Annotated in this window: 17 protein-coding genes; 12 read left to right on the top strand and 5 right to left on the bottom strand. The window is 53.9% G+C overall.

Features of this window, described 5'->3' with window-relative positions:
• The first annotated feature begins 12 nt into the window (after positions 1-12).
• From dnaQ to ACFOWX_RS02715, 6 genes are all read left to right on the top strand, one after another.
• Positions 13-720 (top strand): DNA polymerase III subunit epsilon, encoded by a 708-nt coding sequence (dnaQ, locus tag ACFOWX_RS02690; RefSeq protein WP_381421022.1) that lies wholly within the window; start codon positions 13-15, stop codon positions 718-720.
• A gap of 42 nt (positions 721-762) precedes the next feature.
• On the top strand, positions 763-1,329 hold the full coding sequence (hpf, locus tag ACFOWX_RS02695; protein ID WP_381421024.1) for a ribosome hibernation-promoting factor, HPF/YfiA family: 567 nt from the start codon (positions 763-765) through the stop codon (positions 1,327-1,329).
• 105 nt (positions 1,330-1,434) lie between these two features.
• Positions 1,435-1,902: a PTS sugar transporter subunit IIA gene (locus tag ACFOWX_RS02700; protein WP_381421026.1), complete on the top strand. Its 468-nt coding sequence runs from the start codon at positions 1,435-1,437 to the stop codon at positions 1,900-1,902.
• A 36-nt stretch (positions 1,903-1,938) separates the two neighbouring features.
• The gene (locus tag ACFOWX_RS02705; RefSeq protein ID WP_381421028.1) at positions 1,939-2,286 is read left to right on the top strand and encodes a DUF1491 family protein; all 348 of its coding nucleotides are present in this window, start codon (positions 1,939-1,941) and stop codon (positions 2,284-2,286) included.
• A gap of 169 nt (positions 2,287-2,455) precedes the next feature.
• The gene (locus ACFOWX_RS02710; RefSeq protein ID WP_381421029.1) at positions 2,456-3,193 is read left to right on the top strand and encodes a cell wall hydrolase; all 738 of its coding nucleotides are present in this window, start codon (positions 2,456-2,458) and stop codon (positions 3,191-3,193) included.
• Between the two features lie 77 nt (positions 3,194-3,270).
• Complete coding sequence (locus ACFOWX_RS02715; RefSeq protein ID WP_381421030.1) at positions 3,271-3,759, top strand: MmcB family DNA repair protein; 489 nt, start codon at positions 3,271-3,273, stop codon at positions 3,757-3,759.
• A gap of 11 nt (positions 3,760-3,770) precedes the next feature.
• On the opposite strand, the gene ACFOWX_RS02720 is transcribed toward ACFOWX_RS02715, so the two are convergent.
• Together ACFOWX_RS02720 and ACFOWX_RS02725 are read right to left on the bottom strand one after the other, a co-directional pair.
• Positions 3,771-4,562 carry a sterol desaturase family protein gene (locus tag ACFOWX_RS02720; protein WP_381421032.1) on the bottom strand — a complete coding sequence of 264 codons (792 nt, stop codon included), beginning with the start codon at positions 4,560-4,562 and terminating at the stop codon, positions 3,771-3,773.
• A complete protein-coding gene (locus ACFOWX_RS02725; RefSeq protein WP_381421034.1) occupies positions 4,559-5,662 on the bottom strand; it encodes an alkene reductase in 1,104 nt (367 codons plus the stop codon). The genes ACFOWX_RS02720 and ACFOWX_RS02725 overlap by 4 nt, the downstream gene beginning before the upstream one ends.
• Before the next feature lie 173 nt (positions 5,663-5,835).
• On the opposite strand from ACFOWX_RS02725, the gene ACFOWX_RS02730 reads away from it, so the two are divergent.
• The 5 genes from ACFOWX_RS02730 (at position 5,836) to ACFOWX_RS02750 (ending at position 11,455) form a co-directional block, all read left to right on the top strand.
• Entirely contained in the window at positions 5,836-6,501 is a 666-nt protein-coding gene (locus ACFOWX_RS02730) for a COQ9 family protein (RefSeq protein WP_381421036.1), read from the top strand.
• A 101-nt stretch (positions 6,502-6,602) separates the two neighbouring features.
• Entirely contained in the window at positions 6,603-6,845 is a 243-nt protein-coding gene (locus ACFOWX_RS02735; protein WP_381421037.1) for a FeoA family protein, read from the top strand.
• The gene (gene feoB, locus ACFOWX_RS02740; protein ID WP_381421039.1) at positions 6,845-8,719 is read left to right on the top strand and encodes a ferrous iron transporter B; all 1,875 of its coding nucleotides are present in this window, start codon (positions 6,845-6,847) and stop codon (positions 8,717-8,719) included. The genes ACFOWX_RS02735 and feoB overlap by 1 nt, the downstream gene beginning before the upstream one ends.
• A gap of 29 nt (positions 8,720-8,748) precedes the next feature.
• The gene (gene ssb, locus ACFOWX_RS02745; protein ID WP_381421041.1) at positions 8,749-9,261 is read left to right on the top strand and encodes a single-stranded DNA-binding protein; all 513 of its coding nucleotides are present in this window, start codon (positions 8,749-8,751) and stop codon (positions 9,259-9,261) included.
• Between the two features lie 46 nt (positions 9,262-9,307).
• Positions 9,308-11,455 (top strand): FAD-dependent oxidoreductase, encoded by a 2,148-nt coding sequence (locus ACFOWX_RS02750; RefSeq protein ID WP_381421042.1) that lies wholly within the window; start codon positions 9,308-9,310, stop codon positions 11,453-11,455.
• Positions 11,456-11,460: 5 nt separating this feature from the next.
• Here the strand turns inward: ACFOWX_RS02750 and ACFOWX_RS02755 are convergent, their stop codons facing one another.
• The 3 genes from ACFOWX_RS02755 to ACFOWX_RS02765 are packed head-to-tail and all read right to left on the bottom strand — an operon-like array spanning position 11,461 to position 13,169.
• Positions 11,461-12,063, bottom strand: coding sequence for a CDP-alcohol phosphatidyltransferase family protein (locus ACFOWX_RS02755; protein ID WP_381421044.1), 603 nt, complete (start codon positions 12,061-12,063; stop codon positions 11,461-11,463).
• The gene (locus tag ACFOWX_RS02760) at positions 12,064-12,627 is read right to left on the bottom strand and encodes a YceD family protein (RefSeq protein WP_381421046.1); all 564 of its coding nucleotides are present in this window, start codon (positions 12,625-12,627) and stop codon (positions 12,064-12,066) included.
• The gene (locus ACFOWX_RS02765) at positions 12,624-13,169 is read right to left on the bottom strand and encodes a ubiquinol-cytochrome C chaperone family protein (protein ID WP_381421047.1); all 546 of its coding nucleotides are present in this window, start codon (positions 13,167-13,169) and stop codon (positions 12,624-12,626) included. The genes ACFOWX_RS02760 and ACFOWX_RS02765 overlap by 4 nt, the downstream gene beginning before the upstream one ends.
• 113 nt (positions 13,170-13,282) lie before the next feature.
• Here ACFOWX_RS02765 and ACFOWX_RS02770 point away from each other — a divergent pair, with 113 nt between their 5' ends.
• Positions 13,283-13,768 (top strand): outer membrane protein assembly factor BamE, encoded by a 486-nt coding sequence (locus tag ACFOWX_RS02770; protein WP_381421049.1) that lies wholly within the window; start codon positions 13,283-13,285, stop codon positions 13,766-13,768.
• Positions 13,769-13,900 lie beyond the last annotated feature (132 nt).

The raw sequence follows: 13,900 nt of genomic DNA on the forward strand, positions 1-13,900 counted from the left end.
ATTGACTGCAACATGAGAGAAATAATTTTCGACACTGAAACAACCGGATTTGATCCCCATAACGGGGACCGGATGGTTGAAATAGGTTGTGTTGAAATGATTGACCGGGTGATGACCGGCGAAACCTATCATTGCTATTATAATCCGCAGCGCCCCATGCCGGCCGCCGCTGAGCAAGTGCACGGCCTGTCCGACGTTTTTCTGTCGGACAAACCTTTATTCGCGGAAAAAGCGGCTGAATTGCTGCGCTTCATCGGAGATTCCCCGTTGGTCGCGCATAATGCCAGTTTCGACTTCGGCTTCGTCAATATGGAGCTGGAAAAATGCGGGTATAACCCCATCGATATGGGCCGGATGGTCGATACAATAGCGATTGCACGTATCAAACATCCCGGCGCAAAAATGTCGCTCGATGCGCTGTGCACCCGCTATGGCATAGATCGCAGCCACCGGGTGAAGCATGGCGCATTGCTCGATGCAGAATTGCTGGCGCATCTTTATGTTGAGCTGACCGGAGGGCGGCAGATCGGCCTTGGCCTTGCGGAAGAAGAAGGTCGGAGCATCGGCGAGGAACCGATGACCAGTATCCAACCGCGCAGCGACCGCCCATTCCGGCCCGCCCGTCCGCACAGGCCCGCCGAAGAAGAATTACAACGACACAGCGCCTTTATCGCCAATATAAAAGATGCACTGTGGAATGACACAGGGCGTTTACCCTAAGCAGTTATTTAGATTATATTTTATCTTACAAGGAGACAGCAAATGGACATACGGGTTTCAGGTCATCAGGTCGAAACAGGCGAAGCTTTGCAAGGCCACGTTGAATCGCGTTTGTCCGCTATCGCTGATAAATATTTTTCGCGGGCCATTTCGGCTCATGCAACCTTTGGCCGGGCACCGCATGATAAATTTGCGTGTGATATCGTTGCGCATGTTATGCAAGGCCTCGTGCTAAAAGGCCGCGCCGAAGCCAGCGATGCCCATGTGGCTTTTGATGGCGCCGCTGACAAAATCGAAAAGCAATTGCGCCGCTATATGCGCCGAATTCATGATCGTCACTCGCAAGCAGCCCATGCCTTAAAAGAAGAAGAAGCCGCCTATACGGTTTTTGACTCAATGGATTATGAGGATGAGGCCGATGCGCCTGACTCGCCCGCAATCATAGCCGAAACAAAAGCAGATATCCCTGTTTCTTCGGTATCCGACGCCGTGATGATGATGGATTTGCGCAACACCCCGGCGCTATTATTCAAAAATACTGGAACTGGACGTCATAATATGGTTTACCGCCGCGAAGATGGCACAATCGGATGGGTAGAACCAAGATAACCGCCCACCTTATCGTTGCCAATCCAAGCTGTTTCAGATTATATTTCAACGTTTTGGGGCGTATGCAATCGCCGTTAAGAAGTGATGCATACAATAGATCGGGTCATGATTCGAATTTCTTCCACACTTGCCGACGGGGCAGTTCGCACCGGTGTGGCATGCACCAATAAAGCAGCTATTTTGGCCAAATTGGCCAAATTGGCAGCGGATAATTATGGTGTCGATGCCCAGGCCGTATTGGACGGTTTGAACGAGCGGGAAAATTTGGGGGCTACCGGATTTGGCGGCGGTAGCGCGATTCCGCATACTAAGATTGAAGGATTACAGGCACCCGTTGGGTTGTTTTTGCGGCTTGAACATCCTGTTCCATATGACGCCGTTGATGACGAACCGGTTGATCTGGTCTTTTGCCTGATTTCCCCTGCGCATGATGGCGCGGCGCATTTACGCGCGCTTGCCGAAGTGTCGCGGATGCTTCGCGATGATGACAGCTGTTCCCATTTACGGGGCGCGCAGGATGCGGGCGCCGTCTTTGCGTTGCTCACCATGCCGCCGGAGCGTAATGCGGCTTAACCTCATTATACGCGCTATTTTCGGTTCACCGGGAATATGAGCATCGAACCGTGCCTTGCCACTTCTGTTCAAATTAGCGCCTTTATTCGCTTGGCCGAGGCGCAAGGCGATTTCGCCACTCTATTGCGAAAAGGTGATCCGGTATCAGGCGCGATATTGATTGTGGCCTTGGTTCGCGGGGCAAATGCAAAAATATACGAACGCTATCCATCGCTGGATGGCCCGCCCAGTTGGCAGGCATTGGCCACATTGACGCTGGAATCCGAAGCGCAAATTCGCGAATATCTTGAAAAAAGAACCGCGCGGGATCCGGATTTATGGGTAATTGAACTGGATACCGCAGACGATGAACGGCTCGCCGGACTATTGGGTAAACAGGCTTGACTTTGCTGCGCTGCACAATAAATGGAGCGCCAACGGATAGCGAAGGTTACCGACGGGTTACAAAAAGGGGTGCCCGGGAAAACACGCGAGCCGGATATGGGATCAACCGGGTTTATAACCAAAGCATTACTGCCCGTTTGCAAACATAGCCGCACAAACTGCTGATTTAATGTTAAAATTTTCTAAGGCTGCGACTTTCGCGGCCACTTTTGTAGCGCTGGCATCAGTAACAATTTATTCTGATCCCGGCCTTGCCTTCGGTAGCGCCGAAGCAGATACTGCCTTAACGGCCAGTGTCATCACTGTAGACCCGGCCGTATTAGCCGCAGATGTCTCTGCCGCCGCTATGGCTAGCAAGCCCGATGTCGAAATGACTGTGAAGGGCAATGGTGACATTATTTTCATCCCAGGCATCGCCGACACCGAGCCGATGAAAGTTCCCGAAAAAGAAATCATTCCCGAAGAAGATAGCCGCGCTTATCAGCCGATATCGGCTTCGTCTCTGCGCGAACTGGTCCGCGCTCAAAATACCGACATTGCCTTGACCGAAGAAGAGCGTTGCCTTGCCGGCACGATCTTTTTTGAATCAAAGGGCGAATCGCTTGCCGGCCAATTGGCGGTTGCCAAGGTTGTGTTGGCACGCAAAAATTCCGGGCGTTTCCCGTCCAGCATATGCGGCGTTGTGTATCAGAAAAGTCAATTTTCCTTCATCCGCGGCGGCCGTATGCCAAAGATTAACACGTCAAAGCAAAGCTGGCGCAATGCCGTTGCCATTGCTCAGATCGCCCTGAATGATGCGTGGGATAGCCCGGTTGAAGGTGCGTTATTCTTTCATGCCAAACGGGTTCGTCCCGGCTGGCGCTTGACGCGCCTTGGCTCGATTGACAATCACATCTTCTACCGTTGAGGGTATTAAGGCAAATAAAAAGGGGCTCCGTTACGCGGGGCCTTTTTTTTGTTCTTATTTCGTTCTAATACGAAAGAATGAATCATACCGACAATCAACCACTCGCCCATGACGCAGCCAGTGTTGCCCGCGGGGTATCGCGGTTATTTTTACGGCATCAAATCTCCGTCCAGAGCGAGGTTATCTTGCGTAATAAACGGCGGGCTGACCTAATGGGGTTAAATGCCAAGGGCGAAATCATTATCGTTGAGATAAAATGCGCACGTGCCGATTTGCTCGGTGATCAGAAATGGACCGAATATCTGGATTATTGCGACCGTTTTTTTTGGGCGGTTCCCGCTGGTTTTGACTGGAAACCGGTTGATGGTGAAGCATTCCTGCCGCAGCGCACCGGTTTGATTGTCGCGGATGCCTATGATGCGCAAATTATCCGCCCGGCGGCGCTGGTCGCGTTGAATGCCACCCGGCGCAAAACTGAAACGCAAAGGCTGGCGCGGCTGGCCATGCGGCGGTTGACAGCCCTAGCGGACCCGGAGGCGATAAACGAAGAATTTTGGCAGGATTGACGGCGGAAAACTTACCGCAGCGGCAATAATAAGCTCCACAGCGCGCGGCCGGGAGAATTATTTTGCGCTTCCTGCAATCCCACAATTTGCTGGTCCTGCCCGCCCGCCGATTCGGGTAAATAGACGCCGAACAAGCGGTCCCAAATACTAAGTGCAAAGCCGAAATTGCGATTTTGCTCGCCGATCACGATGCTGTGATGGACGAAATGCATATCGGGCGTGACGAGTATCGGGCGAAGGAGCCGGTCCAGCCATTTGGGCAAACGGATATTGCTATGGTTGAACAGCGCATTGGCATTGAGCCAAAGCTCAAAAATCAGCGCGACCATAACCGGCACGCCCAATAAAGCGACCCACAGCGATTTGTATAAGGTGGACAGGATCAATTCAAAGGGATGAAAACGGAGCGCGCTGCTGGCATCCAAATCCCGGTCGCTATGATGGACTTTGTGCATGCGCCATAATAATGGATGCTTATGCATAACAAAATGTTGAAACCAAACGGCAAAGTCGAGAATGACAAATGCAGCAATTGCCTCAACCCATATCGGCCATGACGTCATTTGCAGCAGACCAAATCCCGATGTTTCGGCCCATGTGGCGGCGCTGCCGACGACTATGATCAGGGACAGCAATCGGCCGATGGCTGCGTTGCACAGGAAAAATATTCCGTGCGTTATCCAGCGGGGATACCGGCCCAGAGCCAGCTTGCGCCGGGGGGCCCAATATTCGGCGATAGCGAGCAGGGCAAAGAGCGCCGCCGGAACGGCTATCGCCCAAATACCAAGCCCGCTTTCAATCATATCACCTCTTGCGCGGCACGAACCGGATAATCGGTATAGCCCACGGGTCCGTCACTATACCAACTTTTATAATCATCTGGGGTCAATTCGGCGTTGTCACGCAGTCTAGCGACCAGATCAGGGTTGGAAATATACGGACGGCCAAAGCTGATGGCGTCGCATAAGCCGGATGCTAAATCTGCATCGGCGCGCTCGCGGTTATATTCCTGATTGAGCACGAGCGGACCTTTAAACACTTTGCGGATATCGGGCGAAATGCGCGGCACATCGGTTTGACCGAAATTGCCAAAATCCTTCTGCTCGCGCAGTTCCAAAAAGGCGATTCCTATATCCTGCAAAGCTGCTGCTGCTGCGGTAAACAGCGCAACCGGATTACTGTCATCGCAGCTTTGCGTTTCGCCATTGGGTGACAGGCGCACCGATGTGCGATCGGCGCCGATGGCACCTGCCACCGCCTGTGTTACTTCGCGCAGCAGCCGAATACGGTTCTCAATCGAGCCGCCATATTCATCATCTCGCAAATTGGTGCCATCACGTAAAAACTGATCGATCAAATATCCATTGGCGGCGTGAATTTGCACGCCGTCAAAACCCGCCGCGATCGCATTATGGGCCGCCTGCACATAATCGGCCACCAGCCGGGGTATTTCCTCTTTTGCCAGCGCGCGGGCCTCAGCATAATCTTTTTTGCCTGTGGGGGTGTGTGCATATCCTCCCGCAGTCGTGGCAGAGGCGGAGACCGGCGGGGCACCGTCCAGAAAATCGGGATGCACCAGCCGCCCCATATGCCAAAGCTGTAAGATGATCCGCCCACCTGCATCATGCACGGCCTTTGTCACAGGTTGCCAAGCGGTGATTTGATCCTGCGACCATATTCCAGGAGCAGACGGCCAGCCAAGTCCTTCGCGGCTTATCCCTGTCGCTTCTGCGATGATCAATCCGGCACTTGCCCGCTGCGCATAATACTCGGCCTTCAGCGAGCTTTGTGGGACATGTCCCTCGTCGCTGCGCCCCCGGGTTAGCGGAGCCATCACTATGCGGTTTGGCGCGGCAATCGCGCCTAGTTGGATAGAATCGAACAAAGATGGAGTATCGGCCAATGGGGTTTCCTTAGAAAGTAATATCAACCCTAATTGGCAATGCAGGTTTCAAATTGCAACGGGGCATTTATCCCGCATCGGCCATTTGCTGCTGCTGCATTTTGCATCCCGCTACCCGTAATTCGCATTTTCAAATGGTTGCGCTGAACAAACAAGCCGCCTATCTTTCGGCTATGATACAAACTTTGCCCGAAGATCCGACCTTAGACGAGATCCGCATCGCTATTGCTCCCTTATTGGGAAGTCATGCGGCTTTTGATGGCTGGAACGAGACAGCGGTGCGTGCAGCGGCCAGCGATTTGAATCTGGATGGCGACATCGCAATGCTCGCTTTTAAGGGCGGTGCCATGGATATGATTGATGCGTGGATCGACAGCATTGACGCCGAAATGGGCCGGCGCTTGCCGCCCGAAAAACTAAACGCGATGAAGATCAGAGCGAGGATAACCGCGCTGTTGTCCAGCCGCTTGGAAATTATGGCTGCCGATAAAGAAGCCTTGCGCCGTGCCATGGCTATTATGGCCATGCCGTCTAATATTGTGGCAGCAGCGCGCATGGGTTGGCGCAGTGCCGACCGGATGTGGCGGCTGGCAGGGGATAGCGCCAGCGATTTCAACCATTACACCAAACGCATGACGCTATCAGCCGTTTATGGCAGCACATTGGCTGTGTTCATCAATGACGATAGCGCCGATTTTGCAGAAACACGGGCTTTTTTGGATCGGCGGATCGAAAATATCATGCAATTTGAAAAAGTGAAAGCTCAGGCAAAGGCGCGCCAAGATTATGTGCCCAGCCTATCGCGGTTCATCGGCCGTTTGCGCTATCCCCCGCGGTAACGGCTTGTCTGCCGATAGTTACGTCCGCGCATAAGAAAATTTTTTCAAAACAGCGACATTGAAAGCTTGATGTTATTGCGAATCGGTTGCAAATAAGCCTTATGCAATTGCACCAAGCTCCTTTACGCCGCGTTTTGCGTGTCGATTCGATTGATTGGCCAGCGATTCCACAAAGCGAGGGGCATAGGTTACGCTCGCTCGGGCTGGAGGAAGGCGCATTGGTCGAACCTTTGCATCGCGGCATTTTATTCTTCCGCGATCCGCTTGCTGTTCGGGTTGGGCGCATGACGATTGCGCTGCGCCGGAAAGTTGCATTGGCCATCCATTGCACCGCGATTGATTGATGGACGCCATAACGACGCCCTTAATTGCCCTTGTTGGCAATCCCAATGCGGGCAAAAGTGCGCTGTTCAATGCGCTCACCGGTGCGCGGCAAAAAATCGGAAATTATCCGGGCGTTACCGTCGAACGGAAATTGGGCCGTTTCATGCTGGGCGATGGCCGTCCCGCCGAGATTGTCGACCTGCCCGGGGCCTATAGCCTCACTCCCGATAGTCTTGATGAAGAGGTCACTCGCAATGTCGTCTTGGGGCGGCAAGCGGGTCAGCGCAGGCCCGATGCGATTGTCATTGTGGTCGATGCCGCCAATCTTGACAATCATCTCCGCTTCACACTCGAACTTATCGGCCTTGGCCTTCCGGTTGTGGTTGCGCTGAATATGATCGACTTGGCGGTGCGCGACGGGTTGGAAATTGATACAGATCTTTTGTCGGCGGAGCTCGGTGTCCCCGTGATACCGACCGTAGCAGTCCGCAAACGCGGCCTCGACCAATTGGCAGAGGGGTTGGCATCGGTCCTGACAGGCCCATCCATCGAGCCCGCCATTTTGGAAGAACCTCTCGAACGCGATCGCAAGGGCCTGACCGCCGAAGCGCACCGGCTGGCCAAAAAAGCAATTTTACGAGAGACACCGACACGGCAATGGACCCGTATATTGGACTCCATATTGCTCCACCCGGTCGCTGGTGTCGTGATATTATTCGCTTTGCTCTTTGTAATGTTCCAAGCGGTGTTCGCTTGGTCGGAAACGCCAATTGCGTGGATAGAGGCAGCCTTCGCTTTCGTCGCGCAGGAAGTGACCGCCATCACTCCTGACAATTGGATTCGCTCGCTGATCAACGACGGGATCATTGCGGGCGTCGGTTCCGTGGTCGTTTTCCTGCCGCAGATTTTGATATTATTTTTATTCATCCTGCTGCTCGAATCGACCGGCTATATGACCCGCGCGGCCTTTGTCATGGACCGGATGATGGCCAGTGTCGGCTTGTCCGGGCATAGTTTCATCCCGCTTTTATCTTCCTTTGCCTGCGCTATTCCCGGGATTATGGCGACGCGGACAATTATGGATCAAAAGGACCGGCTGACCACGATATTGATTGCGCCGCTCATGACCTGTTCTGCGCGCCTGCCGGTTTATACGGTGATTATCGGCGCTTTTATCCCGGCGCAGACCGTCGGGCCGGGTATTGGGTTAAAAGGCCTTGTTCTGTTTGGACTATATGTCGCGGGTATTGTTGGCGCGATGCTGGCGGCGCTCTTAATCCGGCGCAGCGTGGCAAAGGGCGCGCAAGGGAGCTTCCTCCTCGAAATGCCGCGCTATCAATGGCCTCGGCTGCGAGATATTGTGCTGGGACTGTGGCAACGTGCGTGGCTATTTCTGCGCCGGGCAGGGACAATCATTTTCGCCTCGACGGTCATCTTATGGGCATTGCTCAGCTTTCCCAAAGCGCCGGAAAATAGCGGAGTTGGCCAGGCCGAATATTCTATCGCTGGACGAATTGCCGACGGCGTTGAAGTTATCGTTCGGCCCATTGGCTTTAACAAGGAAATCGCGCTGGCACTCATTCCTGCCATGGCCGCGCGGGAGGTAGCGGTATCGGCGCTTGCGACCACCTATGCGATTGACGACAGCGGTGACGAAGATCAAGTGGCCCAATCGCTGGGCGACCGGTTGGCGGGCAAATGGTCGCTGGCCACGGCGCTGGCCTTTCTGGCATGGTTCGTATTTGCGCCGCAATGTATCTCGACAATCGCAGTTGCTAAACGCGAGACAAATGGGTGGAAATGGCCGATATTTATGGTGACATATTTGTTTGCAATGGCCTATGTTGCTGCCGGAATTACATATTGGACGGCGGTTGGCTTCGGCCTTGGATAGCTGTCCGGCAAAAATATAAGGGGTAGGTCATGGCTGGATCAGTCAACAAAGTAATCATCGTCGGCAATCTGGGTGCGGACCCTGAAGTGAAAAGTTTCCAAAATGGCGGGCGGATTTGCAACTTGCGGATCGCGACGTCAGAGGATTGGAAAGACAAACAAACCGGCGAAAAACGCGAACGCACTGAATGGCATAGCATCGTATTGAATAGCGATGGGCTGGTCGGCGTCGCCGAACGCTTCCTGAAAAAAGGCAGCAAAGTCTATATTGAAGGTCAGCTGCGCACCCGCAAATGGCAGGACCAATCGGGTAATGACCGCTACACCACCGAGGTGAGCGTTGGCGGATTCGATGGCAAGCTCGTCATGCTCGATGGTGCCAAAGGTGGCGGCGGGGGTGCCGGAATGAGCGGCGGGTCGGATAGCGGCTGGAATCAGGGCGGCGGAGCGTCCAGCGGTTCGTCTGCTTCTTCTTCTGGTGGCGGCTGGAATCAAGGCGGCGGCGGGTTTGACAGCGATCTTGACGATGATGTGCCCTTTTGATCTGCTTTAGGAGTAACCATGTGACCGCCAGAAGCGAAAAAAGGGCATGATAAAAAAACTCGGTCTTGTCGTTATTCTGGCGAGTGCGATAGTTGCATTCTTCTATTTTGGTTTAAGCGAATATCTCAGCCTTGATTATTTCAAGGCGAGGCAAGCCGATTTTGATGCCGGTTACGCTGCCAATCCTTGGCTGTTTATTGGCGGATTTTTCCTGATTTACGTCGCAACTACGGCGCTATCGCTTCCTGGCGCTGCGATTTTGACATTGGTTGCGGGCGCGTTATTCGGGCTCGTCACTGGAACGATCATCGTTTCCTTTGCATCGACAATCGGCGCAAGCTTGGCCTTTTTATCGTCCCGTTTTGTCCTGCGCGATTGGGTGCAGGCAAAATTCGGCGACCGGTTAAAAGGATTGAACGAAGGTTTGGCGCGTGACGGTGCTTTTTACCTTTTCACCATCCGGATGATCCCGGTCGTCCCTTTCTTTGTTGTCAATCTGGCCATGGGCCTGACGAAAATTCGGCTCTCTACTTATTATTGGGTCAGTCAATTGGGAATGCTCGCGGGCACCATTGTCTACGTGAATGCGGGAACTCAAATCGCCAATATCGAATCGGCATCGGGGCTGTTTACGCCGGCGGTCATTGGATCTTTTGCCGCGCTTGCTATTTTCCCTTGGATCACCAAAGCCATTATCGCCGCAATTAAGCGCCGCCGTGCCTATAAAGGGTGGACCAAGCCCAAAAAATTTGATCGCAATTTGATTGTTCTTGGGGCCGGTTCCGCCGGGCTTGTTTCCTCCTATATTGCGGCCACAGTGAAGGCCAAGGTGACATTGATTGAAGCCAATGAGATGGGCGGCGATTGCCTGAATACCGGATGCGTACCGAGCAAAGCGCTGATCAAAAGCGCCAAAATCGCATCGCATATCGAGCATGCCGACCGCTATGGCTTGAAGGCCGCGAAGGCAACGCTGGACTTTGCCGAAGTTATGGCGCGGGTCAAATCGGTCATTAAGGATATCGAACCGCATGACAGTGTCGAACGCTTTACAGGGCTAGGCGTTGACTGCGTCGCGGGCTATGCCAAATTTGTCGATCCTTGGACGGTAGAGATTGCGCATCAAGGCGGCACGACGTCACGCATGACGGGTAAGAATTTCATCATTGCCACAGGCGCCGCCCCCTTTGTCCCGCCGCTGCCGGGTATGGAAGAGAGCGGCTATTTGACCAGTGAGACGCTGTGGGATGCTTTGTCGGGGCTGCCCAATCCGCCGCAGCGGATGATCATCATGGGCGGCGGACCGATCGGGTGCGAGCTGGCGCAAAGTTTTCAGCGTTTGGGCAGCCAGGTGACGATTGTTGAAATGGCGGACCGGTTGCTCGGCAAAGAAGATGCCGAAGCCGCCGCCGTGATCCTCGAGCATTTGCAAAAAGAGGGCGTTGATGTGCGCCTCACCCACAAGGCGGTTCGGGTGGAGGGCGGCAACAGCTTAATCGCCGAATCAGAAGGCGGCGAAACGGCGATTGCCTATGATGCCCTGATCGTGGCGGTCGGCCGCCGCGCCCGGGTGACTGGTTTCGGGCTTGAGCAATTAGGACTGCTGGACGAAAATGGGCGGATGGTGGTCGATGATAGCCTGACCAGCCTGATGCCGCATATTTACACGGCGGGCGATGTTGCGGGCAAACAGCAATTCACCCACGGCGCAAGCCATGAGGCTTGGCACGCAACGATCAATTCGCTGGCCAGTCCGTTCAAAAAATACCGGGTGAGCTATGATGTCCTGCCGCGCGTCACCTATACCGACCCAGAAGTGGCGACCGTCGGCCTAACCGAGGAAGAAGCCGCGCAGCAGGATAAGGAATTTGATGTCACACACTATCATCTGGACGACCTTGACCGCGCCATTGCCGAAAGCGAGACCGCCGGTTTTGTCAAAGTGATAACGGCGAAAGGCAGCGACAAGATATTGGGCGTGACTATTGTCGCGAGCCATGCCGGTGAAATGCTCGCGCAGTTTACTTTGGCGATGCGCAATAATATGGGCCTGTCAAAACTGGCGCAGCCCATCGCGCCCTATCCCACGTGGAACGAAGCCGACAAATATGTGGTCGGTCAGTATAAACTGGCGCGTAAACCGGAAAAGCTGCTCGCCTTTGCGGAAAAATATTTCAACTGGCGGCGGGGTTGATGGCTTCAGTCAAACTGCCGTCTGGCCATTGCTATACGCTGCAACACGGTGGCCACGCAGAGCGCCGTGAATATCCAAGCCAGTGCCGGAAACCAAAGCGGGAATAGGCACATGGCGATAAAAAAGGCGATGGTCTCGGCCCCTTCCATCAAACCGGTGGAATAGATAAACGCCTTTTTGCCATGCGCTCCATCATTCGCGCCCGCCCGTGCGGCGACGGCGGCAAAGGCCAGAAAGCTGACGGCGGTAATGGTGAAGCTGGATACCAAAAATAATGCAGGTAACGCGTTAGCGGGATTGGCGATACCAAAGGCAGCAGGCACCGAGACATAGAATAGGAAATCGGCAAGGCTGTCGAGATAGCCGCCAAATTCGCTGGGTCCCTTTATGCGCGCTACCGGACCATCAAGCCCGTCAAGCAACCGGTTGGCCGCAACGAGCAATAATCCAGCGGTATAATATTGCAGCGCAATCGCCGCCGCCGCGCCAAGACCGATCAACGCGCCTGCGATGGTGAGCATATTGGCGCTGACCCCCAAACGAACCAATTGCCGGGCCGCCGCATTTAAGGGCGGATCGATTACCGGACGCAGTTTCGCGTCAAACATTCAGGGTTTATTCTTTGGCTGCTGCAATCCAGCCAGGCCAGCAAACGGACCGGATACGGCCTTTCTTGCTTCCAATTCCCGGGCTTCCTCCTCCTCGCTTTTAACCCCTGCAGCCCGCAATTTTTCGTCGGCTATTTTGCTGCGCGGATAGGGATTGATGGCCAATCCCATGCTTTGGGCGGCGGCTTCGCCCAAATCCACAACCTTGCCATCGTGGAAAATCACTTCACATTCATCGGGCAATAGCTCGATTTCGGCATCTTCCCCATGTTGCGGCGGTGCCATGAACAGCAAGTCGATATCATCGGCAATGCTGTCCGGCACCGGCTCACCTGTTGCTGTGCATGCCTGCACCAGCTCGGCCCAAATTTTGCCTTTCGCGCTAATGCCCTTTTCTGTCGCTGATACTGTAATAACGGCCTCTAGCTTCTCCAGCGACAATAAGTCAAAACGCTCCGACAAGGCGGCCCGCTCGCTCTCGCTCGCCGCGATATTATGCTTCATGTCACCTGCGCCGATATCCGCCAATTTGACGGTTCGGCTAAATTCATTTTCTGACGTCATGCAAGCTGTCCCGCCATCAACTGCTTCGCGCTGCTTTTGTTCAATTGTTTCCAATAAGCGGTGAAAGCTTTAGCCACATGGGCAAGCGCGTCCTTGTCCACTTTTTCCCCGCCGTAAATATTTCGCTTAATAGCGTCTTTCAGCGTTTTCTTGTCATCAAACGCGCCGCGAAACGCCCCCAGACGTCCGCCCAAAACGCCCATGACCTTACCCATATCTTTGGCAATCACCACATCGCCAATTCCCGCTTCACGCATTTGTGCATCCATATCTTCCACGAAAATTTCGGTGAGCCATGCAGCTTCCTGCGCCAATTCGGGGAAGCTTTCCATGCGCAGCAAAACCAAAGCCAGGATCGAACTGATCATGTCAAATCGGCCGTCCAATGTATCGGGCACTTGCCCATTTTCATACCAGTGCAGCTCCCGCCCCTTGGCGATCACCATCAAATAAAGCGGACGAAGCGCTTGGTTGGGATTGGGTTGTTTCGGCCCGAACAGGTTTTTTAACAAGGACATGGTGATTACTCCGGCTTTGCTCATCGAATGTTCATTTTGCGATGCTTATTGATCTTGCCTGCCAAAGGATGCAATGGCAATTGCAAGATCGGACTGTTATCATCCGCTCGTATAAATTGCCCAGCCCGGAGACCAAAATGTCCGTATATAAGTTACTATCGTCCAATCGCCGCGCAATTGCTGTGACTGCGCTTGCCGCACTGGCATTGGGCGCTTCGGGATGCACAAGGCTGCGCACCCACCAAGGTTATGTGGGCGACAGCAGCTTGATCGATGCGGTCACCGCTGGGGTCGACAATAAACAATCGGTGCAAGCATCGCTGGGCCGTCCGACTTTTGTGGGACAGTTTGATCAAAATGATTGGTATTATTTTGCCCGCGATTCGCGACAGCTCGCTTTTTCCAAACCACGTGCATCGGATCAGACCGTCCTTCATGTCCGCTTTGATGACGCCGGTAATGTGGCGTCGGTGAATAAATTCGGCATGGAATATATCGCGCGGATCAATCCCGAAGGCGACAAGACACCAACATTGGGCCGCGAAAGCAGCTTCTTCGAAGATTTGTTCGGCGGTATTGGCACGGTTGGCGCGCCCGGGGCAGGCGGCGGTCCGGGGCAATAATTGGTTGCTTGAGTTACGGCGCGAACCCTAGGTCACCGACTCATTAAAGCGCAACCAGATGCGGATTGAGGCGAGTTGTACCGAGGCGAGATAATTGTCATCGCGCTTGTCGTATCGTGTTGCAACGGCACG

The sequence above is a fragment of the Sphingorhabdus arenilitoris genome, assembly GCF_042651485.1.
GTDB lineage: Bacteria > Pseudomonadota > Alphaproteobacteria > Sphingomonadales > Sphingomonadaceae > Sphingorhabdus_B > Sphingorhabdus_B arenilitoris.